Annotated in this window: 21 protein-coding genes and 1 CRISPR repeat array; of the genes, 14 read left to right on the forward strand and 7 right to left on the reverse strand. The window is 39.0% G+C overall.

The window, feature by feature from the left end:
* Nucleotides 1–33 precede the first annotated feature (33 nt).
* The 4 genes from IPO46_12425 to IPO46_12440 all read left to right on the forward strand — a co-directional run bounded on the left by IPO46_12425 (nucleotide 34) and on the right by IPO46_12440 (nucleotide 4,023).
* Nucleotides 34–2,031 (forward strand): hypothetical protein, encoded by a 1,998-nt coding sequence (locus tag IPO46_12425; protein QQS62867.1) that lies wholly within the window; start codon nucleotides 34–36, stop codon nucleotides 2,029–2,031.
* Nucleotides 2,031–2,645: a response regulator transcription factor gene (locus IPO46_12430; protein QQS62868.1), complete on the forward strand. Its 615-nt coding sequence runs from the start codon at nucleotides 2,031–2,033 to the stop codon at nucleotides 2,643–2,645. Before IPO46_12425 ends, IPO46_12430 begins: the two co-directional genes overlap by 1 nt.
* Nucleotides 2,646–2,728: 83 nt before the next feature.
* Nucleotides 2,729–2,986: a hypothetical protein gene (locus IPO46_12435; protein ID QQS62869.1), complete on the forward strand. Its 258-nt coding sequence runs from the start codon at nucleotides 2,729–2,731 to the stop codon at nucleotides 2,984–2,986.
* 29 nt (nucleotides 2,987–3,015) lie between these two features.
* Nucleotides 3,016–4,023, forward strand: a complete 1,008-nt coding sequence (locus IPO46_12440; protein ID QQS62870.1) for a glycosyl hydrolase 53 family protein — start codon at nucleotides 3,016–3,018, stop codon at nucleotides 4,021–4,023.
* A 5-nt stretch (nucleotides 4,024–4,028) separates the two neighbouring features.
* Here the strand turns inward: IPO46_12440 and IPO46_12445 are convergent, their stop codons facing one another.
* Nucleotides 4,029–4,859, reverse strand: a complete 831-nt coding sequence (locus IPO46_12445) for an RNA-binding protein (GenBank protein ID QQS64414.1) — start codon at nucleotides 4,857–4,859, stop codon at nucleotides 4,029–4,031.
* A gap of 95 nt (nucleotides 4,860–4,954) precedes the next feature.
* Here IPO46_12445 and IPO46_12450 point away from each other — a divergent pair, with 95 nt between their 5' ends.
* The 10 genes from IPO46_12450 to IPO46_12495 all read left to right on the forward strand — a co-directional run bounded on the left by IPO46_12450 (nucleotide 4,955) and on the right by IPO46_12495 (nucleotide 18,560).
* The gene (locus IPO46_12450) at nucleotides 4,955–6,154 is read left to right on the forward strand and encodes a DEAD/DEAH box helicase (GenBank protein ID QQS62871.1); all 1,200 of its coding nucleotides are present in this window, start codon (nucleotides 4,955–4,957) and stop codon (nucleotides 6,152–6,154) included.
* Nucleotides 6,155–6,251: 97 nt separating this feature from the next.
* Entirely contained in the window at nucleotides 6,252–8,351 is a 2,100-nt protein-coding gene (recG, locus tag IPO46_12455; GenBank protein ID QQS64415.1) for an ATP-dependent DNA helicase RecG, read from the forward strand.
* 149 nt (nucleotides 8,352–8,500) lie between these two features.
* Nucleotides 8,501–12,034 carry a PKD domain-containing protein gene (locus IPO46_12460; GenBank protein QQS62872.1) on the forward strand — a complete coding sequence of 1,178 codons (3,534 nt, stop codon included), beginning with the start codon at nucleotides 8,501–8,503 and terminating at the stop codon, nucleotides 12,032–12,034.
* A 77-nt stretch (nucleotides 12,035–12,111) separates the two neighbouring features.
* Nucleotides 12,112–13,089: a PorP/SprF family type IX secretion system membrane protein gene (locus IPO46_12465; protein QQS62873.1), complete on the forward strand. Its 978-nt coding sequence runs from the start codon at nucleotides 12,112–12,114 to the stop codon at nucleotides 13,087–13,089.
* A gap of 40 nt (nucleotides 13,090–13,129) precedes the next feature.
* The gene (locus IPO46_12470) at nucleotides 13,130–14,536 is read left to right on the forward strand and encodes an FAD-binding protein (protein QQS64416.1); all 1,407 of its coding nucleotides are present in this window, start codon (nucleotides 13,130–13,132) and stop codon (nucleotides 14,534–14,536) included.
* Nucleotides 14,537–14,546: 10 nt separating this feature from the next.
* Entirely contained in the window at nucleotides 14,547–15,161 is a 615-nt protein-coding gene (locus tag IPO46_12475) for a hypothetical protein (GenBank protein ID QQS62874.1), read from the forward strand.
* 15 nt (nucleotides 15,162–15,176) lie between these two features.
* Entirely contained in the window at nucleotides 15,177–15,563 is a 387-nt protein-coding gene (locus IPO46_12480; GenBank protein QQS62875.1) for a RidA family protein, read from the forward strand.
* Nucleotides 15,560–16,495: a hydroxyacid dehydrogenase gene (locus IPO46_12485; protein ID QQS62876.1), complete on the forward strand. Its 936-nt coding sequence runs from the start codon at nucleotides 15,560–15,562 to the stop codon at nucleotides 16,493–16,495. The genes IPO46_12480 and IPO46_12485 overlap by 4 nt, the downstream gene beginning before the upstream one ends.
* Nucleotides 16,496–16,541: 46 nt before the next feature.
* On the forward strand, nucleotides 16,542–17,039 hold the full coding sequence (locus IPO46_12490) for an FKBP-type peptidyl-prolyl cis-trans isomerase (GenBank protein ID QQS62877.1): 498 nt from the start codon (nucleotides 16,542–16,544) through the stop codon (nucleotides 17,037–17,039).
* 90 nt (nucleotides 17,040–17,129) lie between these two features.
* On the forward strand, nucleotides 17,130–18,560 hold the full coding sequence (locus IPO46_12495) for an L-serine ammonia-lyase (GenBank protein QQS62878.1): 1,431 nt from the start codon (nucleotides 17,130–17,132) through the stop codon (nucleotides 18,558–18,560).
* A 47-nt stretch (nucleotides 18,561–18,607) separates the two neighbouring features.
* On the opposite strand, the gene smpB is transcribed toward IPO46_12495, so the two are convergent.
* The 6 genes from smpB to IPO46_12525 form a co-directional block, all read right to left on the reverse strand.
* Nucleotides 18,608–19,045, reverse strand: a complete 438-nt coding sequence (gene smpB, locus IPO46_12500) for an SsrA-binding protein SmpB (protein QQS62879.1) — start codon at nucleotides 19,043–19,045, stop codon at nucleotides 18,608–18,610.
* A gap of 84 nt (nucleotides 19,046–19,129) precedes the next feature.
* Complete coding sequence (locus IPO46_12505; protein QQS62880.1) at nucleotides 19,130–20,473, reverse strand: T9SS type A sorting domain-containing protein; 1,344 nt, start codon at nucleotides 20,471–20,473, stop codon at nucleotides 19,130–19,132.
* A gap of 181 nt (nucleotides 20,474–20,654) precedes the next feature.
* The gene (locus IPO46_12510) at nucleotides 20,655–21,569 is read right to left on the reverse strand and encodes an acetyl-CoA carboxylase carboxyltransferase subunit beta (protein ID QQS62881.1); all 915 of its coding nucleotides are present in this window, start codon (nucleotides 21,567–21,569) and stop codon (nucleotides 20,655–20,657) included.
* 30 nt (nucleotides 21,570–21,599) lie between these two features.
* Complete coding sequence (locus IPO46_12515; protein QQS62882.1) at nucleotides 21,600–22,658, reverse strand: class I fructose-bisphosphate aldolase; 1,059 nt, start codon at nucleotides 22,656–22,658, stop codon at nucleotides 21,600–21,602.
* A gap of 138 nt (nucleotides 22,659–22,796) precedes the next feature.
* The gene (locus IPO46_12520) at nucleotides 22,797–23,795 is read right to left on the reverse strand and encodes an oxidoreductase (GenBank protein QQS62883.1); all 999 of its coding nucleotides are present in this window, start codon (nucleotides 23,793–23,795) and stop codon (nucleotides 22,797–22,799) included.
* 246 nt (nucleotides 23,796–24,041) lie between these two features.
* The gene (locus IPO46_12525) at nucleotides 24,042–24,635 is read right to left on the reverse strand and encodes a hypothetical protein (protein ID QQS62884.1); all 594 of its coding nucleotides are present in this window, start codon (nucleotides 24,633–24,635) and stop codon (nucleotides 24,042–24,044) included.
* Between the two features lie 150 nt (nucleotides 24,636–24,785).
* A CRISPR array of direct repeats spans nucleotides 24,786–25,523; the repeat unit is 47 nt; unit sequence GTTGTGATTTGCTTTCAAATTTTTGTGTAGCTTAGCTCTTATACAAC.
* Nucleotides 25,524–26,639: the final 1,116 nt, after the last annotated feature.

The following is a 26,639-nucleotide window of genomic DNA, read 5'->3' on the forward strand; positions in this document are numbered from 1 at the left end:
TGGGATATATCATATAATTTAAACTTTTGCAAAATGCTTTGTAAAATTCTTCCTGGGTTTATTTTGCTACCGTTCTTTAGTATGATTGCAGGTGCACAGGTGTATAACCGGGATAGTGTTATCCAATTAGTCAATAATATTCGTGAAACCAAAGTGGATACAGGCCATGTCAGAAAACTTTGGGATGTGGGTTATGTCATTGGTGAAAAAGACAGTGCACTTGCCAAACAGTTGTTGGAAGAAGCCGTGGCAAAAAGTAAAGCAATTAATGATGCAGCATCCATATCTAATTCGTACAGAATGCTGGGACTTTGGCACAAAGCTGTAAATGATAAGGATAAAGCCATGATGTATTACAGGGCCTCTTTACAGAAGGCCAAAGAGAATAATATTTTGTACTTAACAGCCGGAGCGTATTTTGAAATGGCTACTATTAAATACGAAATTGGTGAGTACGATAGCTGTATTGATTTTTATCTTAAAACGCAGGAAATTTTTGAAAACCCTAAGGTTTTTGAATATAAGATACTTACGCAACGCATCCTGGACAAAAAAAAATCTGACCTGTATTCAAATATAAGTGCTGTATTTAGTACACTTGGTAATTTACCCAAAGCAGATGAATACATCAATAAGGCATTGGCCATTGCTGAAAGTTATGTTGCGCAGAGTAGTAAAGCAAAAAACATAATTGCACTTTATATGCAGCAAAAAGCCGGCAATTACTATGATAACAGAGAGTTTGAAAGAGCCCTTCGTATTCGCTTGCAATATTTACCACAGTTGGAAAATGGAGTAGTACCCAGGGTTTATGTTCTTTCAAGCTACCAAAGTATTGCAGAAGAGTTTTATGAGTTAAAGAAAATAGACTCTTCAAAACTGTTTGCCCAAAAAAGCATGCAGCTTGCGAAGCAATTGGAGGTGCCTGATGTTGTTGCCCGTGTAAACATGTTGTTGGGAAGGATAGCCATACAGGAGAAAAAGTTTAAAATGGCACAGGAGTATTTAAAGCAGTGCAGCAGTTATTATGAAAATAATAAAGACCCGCATCAAAAAAGAAGTTACCTGGCTGCCATGCAGGAGCTTATGTTTGCCACAAGTAAATACAAGGAAGCTTATTTATATGCGGAGCAATATCATACAATAAACGATAGTGTTTTAAACAGCGAACGTTCAAGGCAATTTGCTGAGAGAGAGGCAAAATATGAATCGGAAAAGAAAAATGTGCAAATTCAGTTACAGCAATCGGCACTAAAGCAAAAAAGCAGGCTCAACCTTTTCCTTGCAGGTGCCATAGCGGCATTGCTGTGTATCAGTTTGCTTATATATTTCAACTATAAGCAAAAGCAAAAACTTCAGCAGCAACGTATCACCGAATTAGAAACCGAAAAACAATTAACCGCCACCGAAGCAGTACTCAAAGGAGAGGAGCAGGAACGAACCCGCCTTGCAAAAGACCTGCATGATGGATTAGGAGGGATGCTAAGTGGCATTAAATATTCATTTCAGACTATGAAAGGAAATCTTATTATGACGCCTGACAATGCACAGGCTTTTGAACGCAGCATGGATATGCTCGACAGTTCAATTAAAGAAATGCGCCGTGTGGCACATAATATGATGCCCGAAGCCCTGGTTAAATTTGGATTGAATACGGCATTAAAAGATTTTTGCAATGATATAAACCTAAGCGGCGCATTAAAGGTAACTTACCAATCCATTGGATTGGAAAATGTAGAAGTAGAACAAACAACTGCCATAGCAATATATCGTATTGTACAGGAGCTTTTGAATAACACCATAAAACATGCTGGTGCCAACAATGCTATTGTACAGGTAAGTAAATCAGATGGTTTATTGGCAGTAACAGTAGAAGATGATGGCAAAGGATTTGATACTTCCATATTAAAACAAGCTAAAGGAATTGGCTGGAGCAATATTGAAAACCGGGTTGAATTTTTAAAAGGAAAACTCGATGTAAATTCACAGCCCGGAAAGGGCACATCTGTTTTAATTGAATTAAATACCTGATGGCAATAAAAGTTTTTATAGTAGACGACCATTATATGGTAATAGAAGGCATCCGTTCATTATTGCAAAATGAAAAAGCCATTGAATGGGCAGGCCATGCTATGAACGCAGTTTCCTGCCAGGCTTTTTTGAAACAGCAGTTACCCGATGTAATCCTGATGGATATAAACCTGCCGGATAAAAGCGGAATTGATTTGTGCAAGGAAGTAAGGGAGAAATATCCATCTGTTTTTATCATCGGTCTCAGCACTTTCAACCAGCAAAGTTTTATTCAGAAAATGATGGACAATGGGGCTTCGGGCTACGTATTAAAAAATGCTTCGCAGAAAGAGCTTATGGAAGCTATAACTACTGTCGCAAAAGGGAAATCCTTTTTAAGTGATGAAGCTTCCCAAGCTTTGCGTAAAGACGAAAGTTTTCATATTGTTTTAACCCGCCGTGAAAAAGAAGTACTTGAGCTAATTGCAGAAGGGATGACAAATGCCGAAATAGCAAAACAACTTTTTATAGGTGTAACAACCGTTGACACACACCGTAAAAATTTGCTGGCAAAATTTGAAGCAAAAAACACTGCTTCCCTTGTGCGGATTGCTTCTCAATTACACTTAATATAGGCAACTATTTAATTTCTTACAATAATCCTACATTTGACTTCATTTTCCTTTTCTTGCATTAGGCTAAATTATTTTTTAAATACATGAAAATAGAAGCTGATAAATGGAGGCATTTTTATGCCGGTGCTACTATGGCTATTTTATTGTGCAGTGCCGGAATTTTAATGAATATAAACCTTAAGCTGGTTTTTATTTTTGCTTTTATTATCGTGGTATGCGTAAGCTTTGGGTTTGAAATATTTTCCTTAATAAGCGGCTTGGGTAGGTACGATATTTGGGATGCTGTTGCAACAATCATTGGTGGAACAGTAGGTTTGGGCTTGTGCATGTTTTTCTTTTAATATCTTTTTTAAGCGTTGCAGTAGAAAATATGAAGCACTTTATTATTTTTTTTAGCTGGTTAATTTTTTCAACCTGTATCGAGAAACCCGATCCTTATATGAGCGATATTTATGTTTTTGCAAAGGGCGCAGATGTAAGCTGGCTAACCGAGATGGAGGCAAATGAAAAAAAATTTTATAATAATGCAGGTGCCCAAACCGAAGGTATGGCTTTGCTCAAATCAGTTGGTGTTAATACCATTCGGTTAAGGGTTTGGGTGAACCCTGTAAATTACTGGAACAGCAAGCAGGATGTTTTAGCAAAAGCCATTAGGGCAAAAAATTTGGGTTTGCGTATTATGATTGATTTTCATTACAGCGATACCTGGGCCGATCCCGGCCATCAAACCAAGCCGGCAGCATGGGCAACTCAGGGTATAAATGAGTTAAAATCTTTGCTGGCTCTTCATACAATTGATGTATTAAATACGTTAAAGTTATATCATATTACTCCCGAATGGGTACAAGTGGGCAATGAAACCAATGATGGCATATTGTGGCCGGAAGGGAAAGCTTCCATAAATATGGCAAACTATGCAGCCTTGATTAATTCAGGTTACGATGCGGTAAAATCTGTTTTTCCCAATGCAAAAGTTATTGTTCATCTTTCCAATGGCTGGGATAATGCACTTTTTCGCTGGAATTTTGACGGGTTGCAAACTTACCATGCAAAATTCGATGTAATCGGGATGTCTCTTTATCCTTTGGTAACTAACTGGCAGCAATTAAATATGCAATGCCTTGCCAACTTGAATGATATGGTGGACCGTTATAATAAAGAGGTAATGATTGTAGAAGCGGGAATGGCCTGGGATAGCCCGCAGGCTTGTAAATCTTTTTTGGAGGATTTAATTAATAAAACAAAATCTGTTGCTCAATACAAAGGTTTGGGTGTTTTGTATTGGGAGCCGCAAGCCTATGCACAATGGCAGGGCTATACTTTGGGCGCATTTGATAGCAATGGCAAACCTACAGTGGCATTAAGCGCTTTTCAGTAATTTCATTATAAAAGCCTCATCCCGTTTTCTTCCAGTGAAATCTTTTTTTGCCGGTATAAATTGCCAACAGTCATTTTAAATGTTTTTTTGCTCATGCCAAAAAATTCATAAATTTCTTCCGGCGCCGATTTATCATGATAAGGAAGAAAACCATTGTTCTCATTCAGTAAGCGCAAAATTTTTTCCGTTTCATCTTCCACTCTTTTATAGCCTGGTTTTCCGGCGGCAACATCAATATTGTTATTTTCAGGGTAAATATTTTTAATAAATCCTTTAAAATTATCGCCAACAGATATGGTGCGGTAAATCTCGTTGTGGTGCAAAACACCAGTGTGCTGGTTGTTGATAATAACCACATAGCCAATGTTGGTACGGCGGTACACAATTAAATCTACTTCATCCAAAACTTTTACCGTTAATTGATCGTTGCTTAAAGAGCTGTCAAATTTTTCAGAAGCAGCAACCCTGCCGGTTTTTTCATCACGGTAAATTTTTACAAGGTATTCTCCCTGGGTACGCATACCGGTGAGTTGCTGGCTTTTGGCAACAAATAAATCTTTCATTAATCCCCAATCTAAAAAAGCGCCTTGTGGCGTAGTGCTTACTGTTTTCAATTTTACAATATCACCCACAATGCCTAGTGGTTTTTGAGTAGTAGCAATAAGCCTGTCTTCACTGTCATGGTAAACAAGCACTTCAATCTCGTCCCCGATATTCAAATTTTTAGGTACAAACCTGTTAGGCAACAAAATACCCTCTGCACCGTCATCTAAATAAAACCCAAAATCTGCCTTACGTACCACTTTTAATTTATTGTATTGCCCGGCTTTTACCATAGGGTAAAGATAGTAAATGCATTGTATGGGCAATGGTATGCCAATTAATCTAAGGTAAATAGTTACCTTTGTGCCCTAATTGAAAACCAGCTTTAGTGAATTTTACCGAATTTGGCTTTGACGCAAGATTGATGGACGGAATAGATGCCTCAAATTACCAGCAGGCAACTCCCATACAGGAAAAAGTAATTCCCCATATTTTAGCTGGAAAAGATGTATTGGCATTTGCACAAACAGGTACAGGAAAAACAGCAGCTTTTCTACTACCCATTATCAACCAGCTTTTGGTAAAAGGCTCCCACCCGGGAAGTATCAATGCAATGGTAATTGTGCCCACCCGGGAATTGGCTATTCAAATATCGCAACACCTTGAAGGGTTATCGTATTTTACCAATGTAAGTTCTATTGCAGTTTATGGCGGAGGCGATGGCAATAATTTTGTTCAGGAAAAAAAAGCAGTAAGCAGTGGCGCCGATATAGTTGTGTGTACACCCGGTAAAATGATGGCCCATATTAAAATGGGTTATGTAAAACTGCAGCACCTGCAATATTTAATTTTAGATGAAGCCGACAGGATGCTGGACATGGGATTTTATGATGACATTATGTTTATTATTAAGCACTTGCCGCAAAAGCGCCAAAATCTTTTGTTTAGCGCTACAATGCCGCATAATATTAAAAAGATGGCGCAGTCCATTTTGCATCACCCGGTAGAGGTGAGCATCTCTATGAGTAAACCACCGGAAAAAATTGTACAAAAAGCATTTATGGTTTATGATGCTCAAAAAATTGCTGCAGTTTTGCATATCCTCCGGGATTATAAATACAAATTTGTACTTATTTTTTGCAGCAGCAAGCAAAGTGTAAAACAACTTACCAGGGAGCTAAAGCGCAATAAAATTTCTGCAGGCGAAATACATAGCGACCTGGAGCAACAGCAAAGAGAAGAAGTACTGGGCCAGTTTCGTAGTGGCAGGCTGCCGGTATTGGTGGCTACAGATATTTTAAGCCGTGGTATAGATATAGATTCTATTGAACTGGTTATTAATTTTGATGTGCCGCATGATGGAGAAGATTATGTACACCGTATTGGCAGAACGGCAAGGGCAGAAGCCGATGGTACTGCAATAACGCTTATTAACCCAAAAGAGCAAAGGAAGTTTACCGCTATCGAAAAATTGCTTAATAAATCTATTGATAAGCAAAAGCTGCCTGAATCTTTAGGTGAGCAGCCGGAGTATAATCCTTATTCAAAACCCAAACCTTCAGGGAAAAGAATTTTTTTTAAGAGGTAAGAATTATAAATTTTGAGTTCATAATTTAAAATTCTTAACGCTCAACGCTCTACACTAATCCCTTAAATTTGTACAAAGTACATTTATCAACCCGGCAATCAATATATTACAATCACCGATTGAATACTTAACCGGAATTTCCGCTCAACGTGGGGAACTACTGCGCAAGGAACTGAATATTTCTACCTTCAGCGACCTGCTGAACCATTTTCCATACAGGCATGTAGATAAAACTAAAGTAGATAAAATTGCAGCGCTAAAATCTTCTATAGAGTATGCCTATGTTGCCGGAACATTAATTTCACTTGAATTAATAACAACAGGTAAAACCAGGCGCCTTGTAGGTATACTCAAAGATAATACGGGAATTATTGAACTGGTTTGGTTTCAGGGAATTGCATGGGTGCAAAAAACCTTGCACACCGGCCACAAATATTTTGTATTTGGCAAGCCGGGTTTCTTTTTGGGGAAACCACAAATGGCGCATCCCGATTTAGAAAATTTCAATACCGGAAGTTCCACGGGAAAAGCATGGATGGAACCCGTTTACCCCACAACAGAAAAATTAAGGGCAAAATACCTCACGGGGCAGTCTTTGGCAAAATTCACCAAAGAATTAATGGCCAAATTATCAGTAAATGATATCAATGAAAATTTACCCGATGAAATTTTAGTAAAGTATAAATTTGTTCCCCGTTTTTTGGCTTACCGCCAAATACATTTTCCTGCAAATGAGGAGCAATACAAGCAGGCTTTGCGCAGGTTGAAATTTGAAGAACTATTTTTTGCCCAATTAAGGCTGGGCCAAATACGGTTACAAAGGCACCGTTTTAGCCGTGGCCAGGTGTTTAACAAAGTGGGAGATTTATTTCATACGTTTTACAACAAGTATCTTCCCTTTGAACTTACACATGCCCAAAAAAAAGTTTTAAAAGAAATAAGGAAAGATACTGCCGCCGGCAAACAAATGAACCGGCTTTTGCAAGGCGATGTAGGCAGCGGAAAAACAATGATAGCTCTTTTAAGTATGCTTATTGCAGCAGACAACCATTTTCAAAGTGTATTGATGGCGCCTACAGAAATACTGGCATTGCAACATTTTGAAAATATTAAAACTTTTCTAAGTAAGCTGCCCATTCAGGTGGAACTCCTTACAGGTTCAACAACTGCTGCAAACCGAAAAAAAATTCTTAAGGCCTGCGAAAATGGAGCTGTGCAAATACTTATTGGCACACATGCCGTAATTGAAAATAAAGTAAAGTTTCAAAACCTTGGCTTTGCCGTAGTAGATGAGCAGCATAAATTTGGTGTGGAACAAAGGGCAAAACTTTGGGAAAAAAATTTATTACCACCGCATATTTTGGTAATGACGGCAACACCCATTCCCCGTACGCTTGCCTTAACAGCTTATGGTGATTTGGATTATAGCGTAATGGATGAATTGCCTCCGGGCAGAAAACCCATCACCACATTTCATAGAAACGAAACAGCAAGGCCTCAGGTGATGGATTTTATAAAAGAAGAAATTACCAAAGGCAGGCAGGTATATATTATTTATCCTTTAATTGAAGAAAGCAGCAAGCTGGATTACGAAAACCTGATGAAAGGTTTTGAAGAAGTGAAGGCATTTTTTCCCGAACCCAAATATTGGATAAGTATGCTGCATGGAAGGCAACCTACGGACCAAAAAGATACAAACATGCAGCGTTTTGTACAAGGCGATACTCAAATAATGGTGGCTACAACAGTAATTGAAGTAGGCGTAAATGTTCCCAATGCCTCGGTAATGCTTGTTGAAAGCGCCGAAAGATTTGGCCTTTCTCAATTGCATCAATTAAGAGGAAGAGTAGGCCGTGGTGCAGAAAAAAGTTTTTGCATTTTACTTACTGGTCAAAAAGTAGGGAAAGATGCCAGGGAAAGAATGCAGATAATGGAAACTACGAATGATGGGTTCCTCATAGCCGAAAAAGACCTGGAACTAAGAGGGCCGGGGCAAATAGACGGCACACGCCAAAGCGGCGCACTCGATTTTAAACTGGCCAGTATTGTAAACGATAAAGAAATGCTGGAAGCTGCCCGAAACTCTGTTGAAATTATTTTAGAACTCGACCCCGAACTTGTACTTAAAAGCCATGAAAGGGTAAAGCAATTTTTACTGCAGCAAAAAGCAAAAACCCGGTGGAGCAAAGTAGGATAATGAATGTAAAAATTATTCGTTAAAGTGAGATTAAATGTATAACCGGGCAAACGATTTGCCTTTTTTTTTCGTTTATAATTCGTATTTTTAATAAAAAAGCATTGGTCCGTTTTTATCATATAATTTATTTATTTAGTTTAAGTGTTTTTGTGGTTTGTTCTCAAAAATCTTTTGGGCAAATTGAGTTTATACAAAACAAAGGCCAGTGGCATAATAATGTACAATACAAAGCTGAGGTAAGCGCCGGTTCGCTTTACCTGGAAAAAAACGGCTTTACCATTTTGCTGCAAAATGCAGATGATGTAAAGATGTTTACAGAAATGGTTCATGGCAACGAAACGGCAACCCGGCCTTTCCCCGATAAATTTACCTTGCATTCATTTGCCTACAAGGTTAAGTTTTTAAATGCTTCCGCATCCCCGTTTATACAACCCGATAAACCTTTTGAATTTGTAAATAATTATTTTATTGGCAATAACCGGGCTCAATGGGCAAGTGACTGTAAAGTTTTTCAGGCCATAACTTATAAAAATGTTTACCCTAATATTGATATCAGATATTACAGTAGTTCGGGAAATTTAAAATATGATTTTATAGTAAGGCCCGGAGGCAACCCAAAGGCTATTACTTTGCAATATGACGGGCCCAAATTAGCCATCAAAAATAAAAACCTCGTTATCACCACACCTGTTGGTGAAGTAAAAGAGCTTTATCCATATTCTTATCAGTCATACGATGGAAAGCCCAAAGAAGTTGCCAGTGAATTTGTTTTAAAAGAAAATACAGTAAGCATTGCCATAAAAGATTACAACCCACTTGAAACATTAATTATTGATCCTTCAATAATATTTTCAACATTTAGCGGCAGTACGGCCCAAAACTGGGGTTACACGGCCACTCCCGGCCCCGATGGAAGTTTGTATGGCGGTGGAATTGTTTTCGGCAGCGGTTATCCTGTAAGCTCCGGTGCTTACGATCAAACCTATAATGGAGGCCTCGATGAAGGTAGCTTTGGCGGTTACGATATTGGTATTTCAAAGTTTGGCGCAACAAACGGGCTTAAGTTATTCTCTACCTATATTGGAGGCAGTGGAAATGAGCAACCCCATAGCCTTATTGCAGACGGAGCAGGCAACCTCTATATTGCAGGCAGGTCTAGCTCAGCTAATTTTCCATTGGCTGGTGGTGGTTCGCAGCAGGGCATAGGCGGAAAGTATGACATTATCGTTGCCAAACTCAATGCTACAGGCTCGGTTCTTTTAGGCGCTACAAAAATTGGTGGTTCTCAGGATGATGGCGTAAACATTCGGCCTAAATATGTTGGTACAAATAATGCCGTAAGCCTGCGGCGGAATTATGGCGATGATGCCCGCAGTGAAATAATACTTGATGGTGCCGGTAACGCCTACCTTGCCTCTTGCACCCAATCAAACGATTTCCCGGTTAGCAATTCGCCCATTCAAACAACATTTGGCGGTAGCCAGGATGGGGTTATTCTAAAATTCAGCAACAATTTAACCAGTGTAATTTTTTCTACTTTTTTTGGGGGCAGCCTCGATGATGCCTGTTTTGTTTGTAACCTAAATCCTTTTACCGGAAATTTATATGTTGGCGGCGCAACGGCAAGCAATAATTTACCGGGCAATAAATCCGGCGTTCTGCAACCTAATTTCCAGGGTGGCATTGCAGATGGATTTGTAACCGAAATAAAAAATGACGGCAGCGCCATTATTAAAACTTCTTATTTCGGCACTTCTGGTATTGATCTTATTTATGGATTAAAATTCGATAGAAAAGGGTTCCCCTATATAATGGGAACCACTACCGGTTCATGGCCCGTTGTAAGTGCAGCTTATTCCAACCCGGGTTCAAAACAATTTATTGCAAAGTTGCAGCCCGATCTTTCTGCCTATGTTTATTCTACCATTTTTGGTACAGCAATAGCACAGCCCAATATTTCACCCATTGCATTTTTAGTGGATCGTTGTGAAAATGTATATGTTTCCGGCTGGGGCGGAGGTATTAATGGAAGTTATTCCCCGGGTACAACCCAGGGCCTGCCCGAAACCAATCCTTTAAGTGGCATCCCTATTCCCGATGGAAAAGATTTCTATTTCTTTGTGTTGGAAAAAAATGCACAAAGCCGTTTGTTTGCCAGCCATTTTGGTAGAAACGGAGGCCTTGGCGAACATGTAGATGGCGGTACAAGCCGCTTTGATGCCAACGGCGTTATTTACCAGGCAATTTGCGGAGAATGTGATGGCAGCGCTGGTTTTCCAATTACAGCCGGGGCAAGTTCCTGCCGGGATAATGGCGGTTATAACCTGGCCGTTATTAAAATAGAAATGAATTTTTCCGGTGTGGGCAGTAAGGTAGAAGCTGCTGTAGATGGCGTAGTAAATGATACCATTATTTGTGTTGGTGGAAGGGTGGATTTTAAAGACCTGGTTTTAAAAGGCAAAAAATATTACTGGGATTTTAACGATAACCCCAATAGATTTGATACAACAATAACAGCTTCTAATTTTCATATTTTTTCTACAGCAGGCAACCACCGTGTAATGCTTATAGCCGAAGACAGCAGCACCTGTAATGTAAGAGATACCTCTTATGTTACCATAAAAGTAGGCACCAATGCCGCACAGGCTGCTTTTAATTGGATAAAATTGCCGCCCTGCCAAAACCTTACTTTTCAATTTAGCAATACTTCTACCTCTGTAGGAAACACCTTTAGCCCACAAACTTTTTATTGGGATTTTGGAGATGGTTCCCCCATTGTTGTAACGGATTATGCTACGGCTCCGCAACATTCTTATGCTACTACCGGCGATTATACCGTTATACTCACCATAAAAGATACAGCATTTTGTAATTCGCCAGTGGCCGATACGCAACGCATAAGCGTAAGCGATTTGGTGGATGCCAATTTTTCTGTGCCTGAAGTGGGTTGTGCACCATTTACTGCTAATTTTATAAACCTTTCACATGGCGGCTTAACTTACTTATGGCAATATGGCGATGGCCAATTTTCTACAAATTCCGATCCTTTACATTCACATACCTATACCAATCCTGGTGTTTACCAGGTGCGCCTTATAGCTGCAAATCCCAATACCTGTAATTTGGTTGATACTTCGGCCTATTTTACCATAACTGTTTTAAATGGCCCGGTGGCTAATGCATCCTGGAGTCCCAATCCACCTATTGTAAATATGCCCACCAATTTTACCAACCTCTCAACCGGCGCAATTAGCTTTTTATGGAATTTTGGTGATGGCGCAAGTTCCACTGCTATTCATCCAACTTACCAGTATAATGCAACACAAACTTTTTCTGCGGCCCTTATTGCTTATAATAATATTGGTTGCACCGATACTTTTTTCCTTTTTCCAAGGGCATTAATTTTACCTGCTCTTGATGTACCCAATGCTTTTACGCCTGGAAAATTTGGCATCAACAGCAGCATTAATGTAGTAGGTTTTGGCATTGGCAAAATGGATTGGAAAATTTATAACCGCTGGGGACAACTAGTGTTTCAATCTGCCAGCAACAAACAACAGGGTTGGGATGGAACATTTAAAGGCAAGCCACAACCCATGGATGTGTACACTTATACATTGGATGTAATTTTTACCGATGGCAAAAAGTTAAGAAAAACAGGAGATATAACTTTAATTCGCTAAACATTAAAAAGCGTATTTATTTTAAAAGGTATAAAAGGTTGATAAAAAAAATAACCATATTAACTATTGTTTTTTTCATGGCCATTTTTTCAGGCAATGGTCAGGATTTGCATTTCTCGCAGTTTTATAATTCCCCGCTAAGTACCAATCCTGCCAATACCGGTTTTATTCCCGATGCCGATTACAGGTTCGGGCTGCTTTACCGCAACCAGTGGAGCAGCATTATGGCAATGCCATATAAAACCATGAGCGCATTTGCCGATGCACAATTAATGAGAGACAAATTTGATAACGGCTGGCTTGGTGTAGGCGCATTTGTACAGAGCGATGTGGTAGGCAGTGGAAGCCTTCGCTCTACTAAAGTTTACGGCTCTTTGGCTTATCACCAAATGCTTGGCCTCAGCAGCTTATTGAGCGCCGGTTTTAATTTAGGCTGGGCTAATAAGCGCATAAATCCTGCCGAACTCAAATTCCCCGACCAATGGGACGGAACTTTTTTTGATGGCCACCTGCCCACATCAGTAGTATTGCAAACCAATAATGTAAGTTATTTCGATATGCAGGCCGGCATTAACTATGCTTATTTCCCTAATGAAGATGTTTATATCAATGGCGGCTATTCCATTCATCATGTAAATAAGCCCAAAGAAACCTTTTTTGATGATGGCTCGGCAAGTGCCACCATTCCCATGAGGCAAATTGCTTTTATTAACGCCATAGTTAAAGCCGGGCCATCTTTAATTTTAAAACCCAATATTTATTTTACTACGCAGGCAAAAGCCTCAGAATTAATAGGCGGCTTTACCGGTAACTATAATCTATCCGAAGCAGGCGAAACCCAGCTTATTGCAGGTGTATATTACCGGCATAAAGATGCCCTTATTCCTGTTGCAGGATTTGAGATCAATAACCTTCAGTTTACTTTTAGTTATGATATCACTATGTCTTCATTAAAAAATTATAATAATGGAAGAGGTGCGCTGGAATTCAGCCTGGTCAAAAAAGGGTTTTATCCTTCAAGTTCAGTCAGGCAGGCACTTTGTCCCAAATTCTGATTAATGCAGTTTTTTTACGAATTTTGCCCAAATGAAACTCATGCCCGCTATTTCATCCACGAATTACAATTTGCATATTCACGCTTTTCAATCTATTGTGGGCAAAAATTTTGTATTTAACGATGAGTTGACCTTAAATAATTATGCACAGGATCAAACAGAAGATTTGCATTTTCCTCCTGATATAGTCATAAAGCCAAAAACTACAGAAGAAATTGCGGCAATAATGAAAATCTGTAATGCTCATAAAATTCCGGTTACGCCAAGAGGAGCAGGTACAGGCCTTAGTGGAGGCGCATTGCCTCAGTTTGGCGGTATACTTTTATCCACAGAAAGGCTCAATACTATTTTGCATATTGATGAACAAAACCTGCAGGTAACAACTGAGCCCGGAGTAATTACTGAAGTATTGCAGGATGCCGTAAAAGAAAAAGGTTTGTTTTATCCACCCGATCCAAGTAGCAGGGGAAGTTGCTTTATTGGTGGTAACATTGCCGAAAACAGCGGCGGGCCCAAGGCGGTAAAATATGGTGTAGTTAAAGATTATGTATTAAACCTTGAAGTGGTGTTACCCACAGGTGAAGTAATTTGGACAGGCGCCAATGTATTAAAAAATTCCACAGGTTATAATTTAACACAACTCATAGTGGGAAGCGAAGGAACTTTGGGTATTGTTACGAAAATAGTTTTAAAACTATTGCCGTACCCAAAGTATGAGTTGCTGATGCTTGTGCCTTTTAATAATTTAGAAAATGCAGGAGCTGCGGTGAGTGAAATTTTTAGGGCTGGTATTGTACCTAGCGCAATGGAACTGGTAGAAATAGATGCGCTAAAAATTGTAAGCCGTTATGTAAATAGCTCAGCCATTACAATTAATGATGATGTTGCAGCACAGTTAATTATTGAAGTAGATGGAAACCACCAGGAATCCTTAATGCAGGAAATGGAAAAAATTTCGCAGGTGCTTGAAGGTTTTGATTGCGGTGAAATTTTATTTGCAGATGATGAGCAGCAAAAAGCTGAACTATGGAAACTCCGCAGGCGTGTAGCAGAAGCCGTTAAGGCAGATGGCTATACCATTGAAGAAGATACTGTAGTGCCCAGGGCAAAACTGCCCGCATTAATTAAGGCAGTAAAGGAACTGGGAAAGCAATATGATTTTCATGCCGTGTGTTACGGCCATGCCGGAGATGGTAACCTGCACATACGCATTAAAAAACCCGGCTGCCGGTATAGCCTTAATAATCCTGAGGTAATACCAGCATTAAGGGCGCTGTTTGAAACCGTTAAATCACTCGGCGGTACCATTAGTGGCGAGCATGGTATTGGGCTGGTACAAAAAGAATATATGGATATTATGTTTAACAATACTTCAATTCAATTGATGAAAGGCATTAAAAAAGTATTTGACCCTAATAATATTTTAAACCCCGGAAAAATTTTTTAAATTAAAAAGTATGATAAAAAAATCAATTTTTTCACTGGCAATTTTGTTTGTTTTGTTTTCATCTGTTTTGGCTCAATCCGATAAAGACGAAGAAAGCGGCAATGGCGGATTTAGAAAAGATAAACTCTTCACCGGCGGCAATATTACTTTACAGTTTGGCAACCAGGTAACCACATTGGGAGTGAGCCCTTATTTTGGTTACAGCATTACTAAATGGCTGGATGCAGCAGTCGCACTTAATTTTAATTATACTTCACAAAGGGATAATGTGGTATTTGACGATAAAATCAGGCAAACGGTTTATGGCCCGGGGGCATTTATTAGGGTTTTCCCATTGCGCTTTTTATTTGCCCAGGCACAATATGAATTTAATTTTATTAAGTTAAAATATATCCCTGCTCCCAATAGTGGTTATCAAAAAGAAACCCATTCATTAGATGCTCATAGCTTACTGGTAGGTGGTGGTTATGCCGGCGGCAGGGAACGTAGCAATTCATTTTATTATTTATGTGTATTGTGGGATGTGGGCCAAAGTAAAAACTCACCATATAAGGATAGTTATAACCGTACCGTACCCATTATTCGTGCAGGATACAATATTGCCCTTTTTCAAGGCAGAAGATAATTTAAATTTAATTTTATGACCAATCAAATTATTAAAACAACAAAAGCGCCTGCGCCAATAGGGCCATACAGCCAGGCGGTAAAAGCAGGTAATTTCTTATTTATTTCGGGCCAGGTTGCCATTGAGCCTTCCACCGGCGATATGAAAAATACCAGCCTGCAGGAAGAAGCAGTGCAGGTTATGAAAAACCTTTCGGCAATATTAACAGAGGCAGGATATGGCTTTTCCGATGTAGTGAAAACAACTATTTTTTTAAACGATATGGGTTTATTTGCAGAGGTAAATGAAGTTTACAGCAGGTCTTTTGGTGATGCATCTGTGTTTCCTGCAAGAGAAACCGTAGCGGTAAAAGGATTACCCAAAAATGCCCAAGTAGAAATAAGTATGATAGCCTGTAAATGAAAAAACTAATCATTACAGCGCCGGTTCATGAAAGTATGCAGCATTCTTTTGTTCAAAAAGGTTGGGATGTGTTATATGCACCCTCTATTAGTTACGAAAAATTAATACAGGAAATTCCTAAAGCAAATGGGTTAATTGTAACTACTAGAATTAAAGTAGATAAACCTCTACTATCCATTGCCACAAACCTGAATTGGATTGGCAGGCTGGGAAGTGGGCTTGAGCTAATAGACCTTGACTATTGTAATTCAAAAAATATTCAATGCTTCAGCAGCCCCGAAGGTAACTGCAATGCAGTGGCAGAGCATGCTTTGGGTATGTTGCTGCACTTAATGAATAATTTAGGAAAAAGCAATGCCGAAGTAAAGCAGGGAAAATGGCTGAGAATTGAAAACCGTGGAACAGAACTTTCCGGCAAAACTGTAGGAATTATCGGGTATGGTAATACCGGCGCCGCTTTTGCAAAATTGCTATCTGCTTTTAATGTTACGGTGTTGGCTTACGATAAATATAAATCGGGTTTTGCCGGGCATAATGTGAGAGAAGCCAATATGGAGCAAATAAGCAGGTATTGCGATGTGATTAGTTTTCATGTGCCACTTACTGCCGAAACAAAAAATTTGGCCAATGCACATTTCTTTAACCATTTGCAATTAAAGCCCTGGTTTATCAATACCAGCAGGGGAGAAGTTGCAGATACACAAGCTGTAATAGCGGCTTTGGATAATGAGATGATAAGTGGCGCAGCTATAGATGTTATTGAAAATGAAAAAATAACTTCCTGGAACAAAGAAGAAACTCAATTGTACCAAAACCTCATGAACCGGAATAATGTATTGCTTACGCCACATATTGCAGGCTACAGCCATGAAGCATTTTTAAAAATGGCAAATATTATTGTAGAAAAATTGTCCATTCATCAATTATTATAATCTTATAAAGTCTTATTTTTATTTTTAAATTTTTTCTATGTACCAAATGAAATTTTTATGGGCAGCAATTTGCGGGCTTTTGTTCTTTAGCGCCTGCAAAAAAGAAAGCTCCTGTCCTTACGCAAATCCAACTGTAAAAGCAACAGCAACTGAAATTGCAGCATTGCAGGATTTTCTGCAAGTGAATAATATTACGGCTACGCAGGATGGCAGTGGTATATTTTATACCATTACTACCAATGGCCAGGGCGCTGTTGCGTCCATGTGTTCCTATATAACGGTAAAATATAAAGGCAGCATACTTACCAGCGGCGCTATATTCGATTCTACTGCAACGGGCAGCGCTGCATCATTTGAGTTGGGTGGCCTGATAAATGGATGGAAATATGGCTTGCCCAAAATTAAACCCGGCGGAAAAATAAGTTTATTTATACCTCCATCTTTAGGTTATGGCAGTACAGCAGTTACCGGACAAAATGGTTCCATAATAATTCCTGCAAACTCTTACCTGCGTTTTGATGTGGAACTGGTTGCCGTGGAATAAAACTATCACTACATAGCAAAAGGTTTTGTTACTATTGGGTCATTTCAAGTACCCCATTTTTTACTGTGCTAATTTTGCGTAGCTTGCAGTATGGGTAATTACGAAGCCATTTCGGTATTTGATATGTTTAAAATTGGCGTAGGGCCAAGCAGCAGCCACACCCTTGGGCCTTGGCGTGCAGCACAAAGGTTTGTAAAGGCCCTGGAAGAAAAAGAAATGCTGCAACTGGTAATTTCAATAGAAGTGCTTCTTTATGGTTCATTGGCAAAAACCGGCGTAGGCCACGGTACCGATGTAGCCGTAATGCTGGGTTTATGTGGCGAAGATCCCGTAACTTTTGATGTAAATGCAATTGACGAAAAAATTTCGGCTATAAAACATTTGGGTAAAATACATTTGAATGCTAAGCATGAAATTACTTTTTCTCCATCAGAAGATATTGAATTTCTTTATTCCGAGTCTTTACCTTACCATCCCAATGCATTGAGTTTTTTGGCAAAATTCAGCAATGGAGAAAGCTGGGCCGAAACCTATTATTCCGTTGGCGGTGGCTTTGTTCAAAAAGAAGGTGAAGATGCTTCCGCATCGGTGCAGGCAGAATTACCTTTTCCTATAAATACTTCAGAAGACCTCCTGCATTGGTGCCGTACTACTGGTATGTCGGTAAGTGAAGTAGTAATGGAAAATGAAAATGCATGGAGAAGTGAAACAGAAACAAAAGAAGGGTTGTTGAAAATTTGGCAGGTAATGAAAGAGAGTATTTATCGAGGATGCCATTCAGAAGGGTACCTGCCCGGCGGATTGCAGGTTAAAAGGAGATCGGCAACGCTCAATAAAAAATTAATGGAGGGAAAACATTATACCGATTATGAAAGCTGGGTAAAAGGAATAAAAGAAGGCGGCAGCCATTTTAATTATATACTGGATTGGGTAAGTTGTTTTGCGCTTGCGGTAAACGAAGTAAATGCAAGCTTTGGCAGGGTAGTAACGGCACCTACAAACGGGGCTGCTGGCGTAATTCCGGCTGTATTGCAATATTATGTTTGCTTTGGAGGAGGAAATACCGATGAGAAAATAATCAATTTTTTACTCACAGCATCTGAAGTGGGTAGTATTTTTAAAAAAGGTGCAACCATATCTGCTGCAATGGGTGGCTGCCAGGCAGAAATTGGCGTAAGCAGTGCTATGGCTGCTGCGGCATTAACCGAATGCATGGGCGGAACACAACGGCAAGCCTTAATGGCGGCAGAAATTGCCATGGAGCACCACCTTGGCCTCACCTGCGATCCCATTAAAGGCCTGGTGCAAATCCCGTGTATTGAACGCAATACTATGGGCGCTATAAAAGCAATTACGGCATGTCAGCTGGCTTTACAAAGCACACCCGATTTTGCCAAAGTAAGCCTGGATGGCGTAATTAAAACCATGTGGCAAACTGCCCTTGATATGAATAATAAATACAAAGAAACCGCCGATGGTGGCCTTGCAGTAAATATCCCTATTAGCCTTAGTGAGTGTTGATAATGTATAATTGATAATGTACAATTTGTACAACTCACCTTCAACTTTTAACTATTGTACTTTCTCTTCAACTCTCTTTCGAGTTCCCTGTTTTTAATGGTATCTCTCTTGTCGTAATTTTTCTTTCCTTTGGCCAGTCCTATTTCCATTTTTGCCAATCCTTTTTCATTAATAAAAATGCGTAATGGAATAATACTATAGCCTTTTTCCTTGATTTTTGTTTCGAGTTTTCTCAGTTCTCTTTTTGTGAGCAGTAATTTCCTGTCCTGCAATGGGTCATGGTTGGCATCGGTGCCGTATTTATATTCTGCAATATGAAGGCTTTTTACAAAAAGTTCGTTTTTTTGAAAATAGCAGTAGCTATCGTTAAAACTTACCTTTCCGGTTCGCAACGATTTTATTTCGGTGCCGGTTAACACCATACCTGCATTATAGCGGCTTTCAATATAATATTCATGTAAAGCTTTGCGGTTATTAAGTTCCAACTTTTATTTTTTACAAATATAAGGCAGGCAAAAAAAAGACTGCCCAAAAACAGGCAGTCCGTTCAGATACGTATTTTTTATAGGTTAATGTTGAATAAGGATTTTTTGTGTTTCAATATTGCCATCATTATTTACCTGCAGGTAATAAACGCCATTGGGTAGATTGCTTGCCGGTAACTTAAAAAGCTGCTGAGATGTAGCGGCGGCAGTTTGCAATAGTTGCCCTTGCTGGTTGAATAATTTTACCGACGTTTTTGCATTTCCCAGTTCGGTTTTAATGGTAATAAAATCAGTTGCCGGGTTTGGGCCAATCTGTATAACGGGCTTAATATCAAAATTGAGTATTTTAACGCTGCTATAGGAAAAGCGGTTGTCAATATCAACTTGCTTAATGCGGTAATAATTTTTACCACGTTGCGGCTGCTGATCTATAAACTGGTACACAGCGCCACTTCCATTTATACTACTGCTGTTTATAAAGGCTACTTGAGTATAGTTTACGCCGTTAATGCTTTTTTCTACAGCAAAGCCCAGGTTGGCGGTTTCTGAAAGTGTACTCCATTTGAGCAGCGATGTATTTTGTGAAGCTTTAATTGCACTAAAAGTGAAACCGGTAACTGGAAGCGCTTCTACATTTCTTTTATTGGTGAGCATCCATTCATACACATTATAGCCGTTTTCTTTAAAACTTAAGTTATAGGTTTGCGACCATGCATCATGCCCGTTTACAGGAAATATTGTTTTTTTAGCTAATGGAGTAGGAGGGTTTGGTGCAGCATTTATGCCATCTACATAAGTATTGGTTGCTGCAACACCTACGGTACCATCTCCCAGGTTATGTGTTGCCCATACGGCAAGATCGGAGTTGGCAATATGGTTAATTTTATCTGTAGTTGCCGAAGAAGCTCCGCAAACGGGTGCAATTGCTGCCACTCTTGATGCATACTCCTGGCTGTAGCCAGCATACTCCCATACGCAACCACCACCCATGCTAAGGCCGGTAAGGTAAATACGGTTTAAGTCAACTTTGTAATGCGAAACGGCATAATTTATTACATCGTTCATTTGTATATAGGCTGCCCAACCGGTAAACTGCGGCGCCAATACAATAAATTTAAAATTTTGCCCATTTACATTAAAAGATGTGGGGAAGCTGCCATTATTGATTTGTTTGGGAGTGCCGTGTACCAACACTTTTCCTAAATCGGAAGTGCCGTTACCACATTCTCCTATTCCATGAACAAAGATGATGAGCGGAAACTTTTCATCGGGGTTATTCCAATAACCTTGCGGAAGGTACTCGTAATAACCGTTTGAGAAGCCGGTCATGGAGCTGTATACTGGCGTAAAACTTTGTGAAAATACGTTCAGTGATATAATAATCATAGATATGAACGTACATACGCCTTTAAGTAGGTGTTTACTCATGCTAACTGGATTTTAAGATTTTTGTTTAGAAAAATCGGATTTTAACTTCTATAAATACGCCGCAAAATTAGTTTTAGTATTTGCTTTGCCCCTTTTTTAGCAGTATTCTTAGTGTAGGGAATTATCAAAAAAGCCGTAGTTATTTTTCTACGGCTATAAATCAGGTAAGTAAAGATTAGTATTAACTTTTAAATAATAAAAGCAGCCTGGCAATGTCTTCTTTTAAGTCTTTTCGGTTTACAATAAAATCAAGGAAGCCATGTTCCAAAAGAAATTCACTGCGTTGAAAGCCTTCCGGCAGGTCTTTTTTAATGGTTTCTTTTATTACCCTTGGCCCTGCAAAACCAATAAGGGCGCCAGGTTCGGCACAAATTATATCGCCAAGCATGGCAAAAGAAGCTGTAGTGCCGCCAAAAGTCGGGTCGGTACAAAGGGATATATATGGAATTTTTGCATTGCTTAATAAGGTAAGTCCGCCGGATGTTTTAGCCAGTTGCATCAGGGAAAAAGAGCTTTCCATCATTCTTGCACCACCGCTTTTATTGATAATCATAAAAGGGATACGGTGTGTAAAACAATAGTTGCAGGCTTGTGTAATTCTTTCGCCCATTACGCTGCCAAGGCTGCCGCCAATAAATTCAAAATCCATACAGGCCACTACAAGGTCGTGGCCATTTACTTTGCCATGTGCCACGGTTATGGAGTCGTTAATGCCTGTTTTTTCATAAGTTTCTTCAAGCCTTTTATCATAGGGTTTCAAATCAACAAATTGCAGGTAATCTTTGGATCTTATGTTGGCAAATAAAATTTGATAAGAATCATTATCAAATAAAATATCAAAATATTCTTCGCTGCCAATGCGGTGATGGTGGCCACATTGAGGGCATACAAATTTGTTTTCGGCCAGTTCGCTCACCATGCTGGTATATTTACATACCGGGCATTTTGTCCATAAGCCTTCCGGTGCATCTTTTTTATCGCTTGTGGAAGTGAGGATGCCTTTTTTTATGCGTTTAAACCAACTCGTTTTTGCTTCCATATCGCTTTTTTCCTGGTCGCCGGTAAGGTTACCTTCTATATCCTCTTCTTGTTTCATCTTTTGGGGTTTTGATGATAGATTGGATGCTTAAGCAATGGTAATGGAATTATCCAGGTACACATCCTGTATGCTGTTGAGCAATTCAATACCTTCTTTTAGCGGGCGTTGAAATGCTTTTCTTCCACTTATTAAACCCATGCCGCCGGCCCTTTTATTAATTACGGCTGTGGTTACTGCTTCTTCCATATCGGAAGCGCCCTTGCTTTCGCCACCGCTATTGATTAAACCTACACGACCCATGTAGCAATTGGCCACCTGGTATCGGGCCAAATCTATAGGATGGTTTGTAGTGAGCCTGTCATAAACCAATGGAGAGGTTTTGCCATGTTTTGTAGCAAGAAAACCGCCATTATTGGTAGGTAATTTTTGTTTAATAATATCGGCCTGTAAAGTAACGCCGAGGTGGTTGGCCTGGCTGGTTAAATCCGATGCTGTATGGTAATCTATACCATCTACTTTAAAGGCGTTGTTTCGTAAATAACACCAAAGAACGGTTGACATGCCCAGTTCGTGGGCTTGTTCAAAAGCCAGTGCTACTTCCTGCAGCTGCCGGGTACTGTTATCGCTTCCCCAGTAAATGGTTGCGCCTACAGAGGTTGCGCCCATGTTCCAGGCATCTTTAATTTGGCCAAACATTACCTGATCAAATTTGTTGGGATAGCTGATGAACTCATTATGGTTTATTTTAACCATCATAGGTATTTTATGGGCATATTTACGGCTTATTATTCCTAAAACGCCAAAGGTAGAAGCAACGGCATTACAGCCGCCTTCAATGGCCAGTTTCACAATATTTTCGGGATCAAAATAAATGGGGTTGGGGGCAAATGATGCGCCTGCGCTATGTTCAATTCCCTGGTCAACTGGTAATATGGAAAGGTAGCCCGTGCCGGCAAGCCTGCCATTTGAAAGCATTTTTTGAATGCTGTTTAGGGTTTGGTTGTTGCGGTTACTGTTGCTCCAAATTTTATCTACATGGTCTGGCGATGGTTGATGTATTTCTTCTTTGGTAATGCCTTTGCACTGATGGGTTAAGAGGCTGTCTGCCTGTGCTCCTAATAGTGATACAATTTTGGATGAAGCCATAATATTAGTTTTTTACAAAATTAAGAAAGGAAAGATAATAAATAAAATGATGTGTTTTAATGCTTAATTGATCATGTATAATGTATATTTTTAATTGAAAGTGGAAAGTGGAAATAATAATTGGATAATGGAAGATCGTTAATTAATAATCCCCAGCTTCCCTTTTTCCCCGGCTAAAAATACTTTTGTACCTGTTTTTGATTTTTGTACCACATGAAAACTTTCATGGGAAATATTTTTAAAATCTTTACCGTCATTATTTGTAATATCTACTCCATTGAGGCCGCAGGTTACCCAGGTTTTGTTTTTAATAAATGCTATGCAGCTCCTGTAGCCACCCGGCGGGTTTTGTGCCACTGTAAAATTTTTGCCCTTATTATTACTAAAAATAAAATTTCCGGTTACCGCATCTTTTTTTGTAAAATCACCGCCCACAATCATTAGTTTTTTATTGTGAATGGCAATAGAATTGGCGCCGGTGGATTCTTTGCCTTTATTTATGGGTAAGTCAATTATGTCTTTTCCATTTATAAAGAGCCGGCTGTTCAGCCCGCCGGTAATGCAATAATATTTTCTTTTGGAGTAGAGCTTAATGTTTGTACCGCTGCTGGCAAAGCAGGCTTCGCCACTGTCTGCAACCGGTCTTTTATTTTCGGGTATTTCCTGCCAGTTTTTGCCGCCGTTTTTGGTGGTTGCCAAAAATGTTTTTCCATTAATTGGGTCGCCAATTACCATGCCGTGTTTACCGTCAAAAAAATCCATGGCATCTAAAAACATTCCCCGGGTTTCATTTTTATATACTACATCCCAGTTTTTGCCGCCATTTGTTGTACGTAAAATATAAGCAGGCTCGGCTATGGCCATAATAATTGCGGTGTTGCTGTCCCATGCTTCAATATCCCTGAATTCGGTTTTTTCAAACCCAGGCACAATTTGCCATTGCCAGGTATCACCTCCATTGCTGCTTTTGCCAACGGTACCATTGCTACCGCTTACCCAAATAGTGCTGTCGTTGGGAACACTTAACCCCCGAAAGCTGGCTTTTGTGCCCGATGTAAGGATTTTTACTTGCTGCGCTATTGATAAAAAAACAAAAAGTAAAAAAAGAATTGATAAAGCAATTTTTCTTTTAAACATATTTTTTTCTTTAAAAATACACTAATTTAATAACGATTTTAACCCGTAACCACATTTGCAAATTATTGTTTGATTTAGCTCAATACAGGTATAAAAAAACAAAAAATTTCCATTGAACATATAAAGATTGAAACAGCAGAAAAAACAAAGCTACAATGAATAATAGTAATAAGCTTCGCTAAAGAAATTTTAAAAAAAAACAGCTAAAAAAGCTGTATAAATATTTTTGGAAAAGCTTACTGTTTTTTATTTAAAATTAAGATTTCCTGCGGCTTTCTTTAGTAGGTCTGCGCTGGTATTTTCGCCTTCCAAAGTTACCAATAAACGATCTGCGGCAAGGAAAGTTAGCGTAGATCGGCTGCCATCTTTTTTACCTTGTTCTATAGCTTTTCCGCCGTTGAAGTCAATCGTTTTAGTATATTCATCATCACTCTCCGACTGAAAATTCATCATTCCCAGGTATTGCATGCTGTAAACGCCGGCGCCAGCCTGTCCGGCGCAGTCAAATAGCTTCAGGCTTATTTCTGTTGAATCATTGAAGGTATAGTCAGCTTCAGCATATGCGGTTCCCATTGCGCTGTTTGCTGAAAATTTAGCCCTTTTTGCGCCGGCTAATTCTTCCGGAAGAAATGCCTTCATCTGCTCCAGGGTATAGGGTGGCAGCTTTTGCAATTCCTCTGTCTTTTTTTGTAAGTCATCCGATGCTTGTACCAGTTTATTGGCATCAATGCTGGCCGTGGTTTTTCCATCGTTGCTGGTTACAGAAACCTCACCCGGTTTAGGGTTATTATTGCAGGCTAATAGTATAGCTATACTTCCTAAAACAAATAGATTTTTCATTGTAAAAATATTTTAGTGGTGAAAAGATAAAGGTAATAAAACCCGGGTTTAGTTTTGTGATTTCCCCACTTGAATAATTTATCTGGCTTCAAATTTTTGTGTAGCTTAGCTCTTATACAACTGGGATGATTTTAAAAAAAGCGAGTACCAGTTGTGATTTGCTTTCAAATTTTTGTGTAGCTTAGCTCTTATACAACCGGCTTCAACGGTAAAAGAGCCTTCAAATGTTGTGATTTGCTTTCAAATTTTTGTGTAGCTTAGCTCTTATACAACGGTAGACCATAAAGGGAACAGAAAAAGGTTGTTGTGATTTGCTTTCAAATTTTTGTGTAGCTTAGCTCTTATACAACTTTAACAGCAAGGCTTAATACCCTTGAAGCGTTGTGATTTGCTTTCAAATTTTTGTGTAGCTTAGCTCTTATACAACTCGTCTGAAATTTTACTATCAAATTCGGCAGTTGTGATTTGCTTTCAAATTTTTGTGTAGCTTAGCTCTTATACAACCAGTTCCAGATTGTGTTGGTTTAACACCGTGTTGTGATTTGCTTTCAAATTTTTGTGTAGCTTAGCTCTTATACAACATTATCCGATGTAACATACCACTCTGCATTGTTGTGATTTGCTTTCAAATTTTTGTGTAGCTTAGCTCTTATACAACCACCACTCTTATCAATAGCAACGTTTAACGTTGTGATTTGCTTTCAAATTTTTGTGTAGCTTAGCTCTTATACAACCATCCAAGATTTGCACATCAGTTTTTTTAAGTTGTGATTTGCTTTCAAATTTTTGTGTAGCTTAGCTCTTATACAACTCCTCCTCTGTAGTTTTCGTTGGTACAGTAGTTGTGATTTGCTTTCAAATTTTTGTGTAGCTTAGCTCTTATACAACCTCATACAATCGGGCCTGCACATTACAGTAGTTGTGATTTGCTTTCAAATTTTTGTGTAGCTTAGCTCTTATACAACCGCCGGTTTTAAACTCCGTAGAGTTTTCTTGTTGTGATTTGCTTTCAAATTTTTGTGTAGCTTAGCTCTTATACAACTTTTATCTTGATGACATAGAGGGTATAACAGTTGTGATTTGCTTTCAAATTTTTGTGTAGCTTAGCTCTTATACAACTTTTTATCTGTACTATAACCAGGGTTTTTAGTTGTGATTTGCTTTCAAATTTTTGTGTAGCTTAGCTCTTATACAACGAAACATCATGTCTGCCCTACCTTTGTAGGGTTGTGATTTGCTTTCAAATTTTTGTGTAGCTTAGCTCTTATACAACTATCACCTCTCGACCCTACCGATGTTCGACGTTGTGATTTGCTTTCAAATTTTTGTGTAGCTTAGCTCTTATACAACCACTACCGAAAGGAGGTATTACTTACGATTGTTGTGATTTGCTTTCAAATTTTTGTGTAGCTTAGCTCTTATACAACGGGCTTTTTTACGCAAAACATTATTCCACTGTTGTGATTTGCTTTCAAATTTTTGTGTAGCTTAGCTCTTATACAACCTGCTTATGTAAATCTTGATTATACTTAATGTTGTGATTTGCTTTCAAATTTTTGTGTAGCTTAGCTCTTATACAACTTTAATCTTTGCCGGGTCATCCATCCCACGGTTGTGATTTGCTTTCAAATTTTTGTGTAGCTTAGCTCTTATACAACTCAATTTATTGTCTGCATCCTCGCCCCTGGTTGTGATTTGCTTTCAAATTTTTGTGTAGCTTAGCTCTTATACAACCTATTTCGAAAGGTTGAGTATGGGGTTTATGTTGTGATTTGCTTTCAAATTTTTGTGTAGCTTAGCTCTTATACAACATCGGTAGGGCCACTGTTTGGAAGTGGTTGTGATTTGCTTTCAAATTTTGTGTAGCCCACCTTGATCCTTTTGGTTGTGATTTGCTTTCAAATTTTTGTGTAGCTTAGCTCTTATACAACACAATTTGGCTAAGCTACTGATTTTAATGCTTTTAGAGTAAGTTTTACAAATAAAAAAATGGGTTTTATGCCC

The sequence above is a fragment of the Chitinophagaceae bacterium genome, assembly GCA_016699815.1.
In the GTDB taxonomy this organism is placed as follows: Bacteria; Bacteroidota; Bacteroidia; order Chitinophagales; family Chitinophagaceae; genus Ferruginibacter.

What these genes read in the sequence shown, in the direction of transcription:
- IPO46_12425 (QQS62867.1), top strand. Translation starts at nt 34, where the DNA reads ATGCTTTGTAAAATTCTTCCTGGGTTTATTTTGCTACCGTTCTTTAGT.
- IPO46_12430 (QQS62868.1), top strand. Translation starts at nt 2,031, where the DNA reads ATGGCAATAAAAGTTTTTATAGTAGACGACCATTATATGGTAATAGAA.
- IPO46_12435 (QQS62869.1), top strand. Translation starts at nt 2,729, where the DNA reads ATGAAAATAGAAGCTGATAAATGGAGGCATTTTTATGCCGGTGCTACT.
- IPO46_12440 (QQS62870.1), top strand. Translation starts at nt 3,016, where the DNA reads ATGAAGCACTTTATTATTTTTTTTAGCTGGTTAATTTTTTCAACCTGT.
- IPO46_12445 (QQS64414.1), bottom strand. Translation starts at nt 4,859, where the DNA reads ATGGTAAAAGCCGGGCAATACAATAAATTAAAAGTGGTACGTAAGGCA.
- IPO46_12465 (QQS62873.1), top strand. Translation starts at nt 12,112, where the DNA reads ATGGCCATTTTTTCAGGCAATGGTCAGGATTTGCATTTCTCGCAGTTT.
- IPO46_12470 (QQS64416.1), top strand. Translation starts at nt 13,130, where the DNA reads ATGCCCGCTATTTCATCCACGAATTACAATTTGCATATTCACGCTTTT.
- IPO46_12475 (QQS62874.1), top strand. Translation starts at nt 14,547, where the DNA reads ATGATAAAAAAATCAATTTTTTCACTGGCAATTTTGTTTGTTTTGTTT.
- IPO46_12480 (QQS62875.1), top strand. Translation starts at nt 15,177, where the DNA reads ATGACCAATCAAATTATTAAAACAACAAAAGCGCCTGCGCCAATAGGG.
- IPO46_12485 (QQS62876.1), top strand. Translation starts at nt 15,560, where the DNA reads ATGAAAAAACTAATCATTACAGCGCCGGTTCATGAAAGTATGCAGCAT.
- IPO46_12490 (QQS62877.1), top strand. Translation starts at nt 16,542, where the DNA reads ATGAAATTTTTATGGGCAGCAATTTGCGGGCTTTTGTTCTTTAGCGCC.
- IPO46_12495 (QQS62878.1), top strand. Translation starts at nt 17,130, where the DNA reads ATGGGTAATTACGAAGCCATTTCGGTATTTGATATGTTTAAAATTGGC.
- IPO46_12505 (QQS62880.1), bottom strand. Translation starts at nt 20,473, where the DNA reads ATGAGTAAACACCTACTTAAAGGCGTATGTACGTTCATATCTATGATT.
- IPO46_12510 (QQS62881.1), bottom strand. Translation starts at nt 21,569, where the DNA reads ATGAAACAAGAAGAGGATATAGAAGGTAACCTTACCGGCGACCAGGAA.
- IPO46_12515 (QQS62882.1), bottom strand. Translation starts at nt 22,658, where the DNA reads ATGGCTTCATCCAAAATTGTATCACTATTAGGAGCACAGGCAGACAGC.
- IPO46_12520 (QQS62883.1), bottom strand. Translation starts at nt 23,795, where the DNA reads ATGTTTAAAAGAAAAATTGCTTTATCAATTCTTTTTTTACTTTTTGTT.
- IPO46_12525 (QQS62884.1), bottom strand. Translation starts at nt 24,635, where the DNA reads ATGAAAAATCTATTTGTTTTAGGAAGTATAGCTATACTATTAGCCTGC.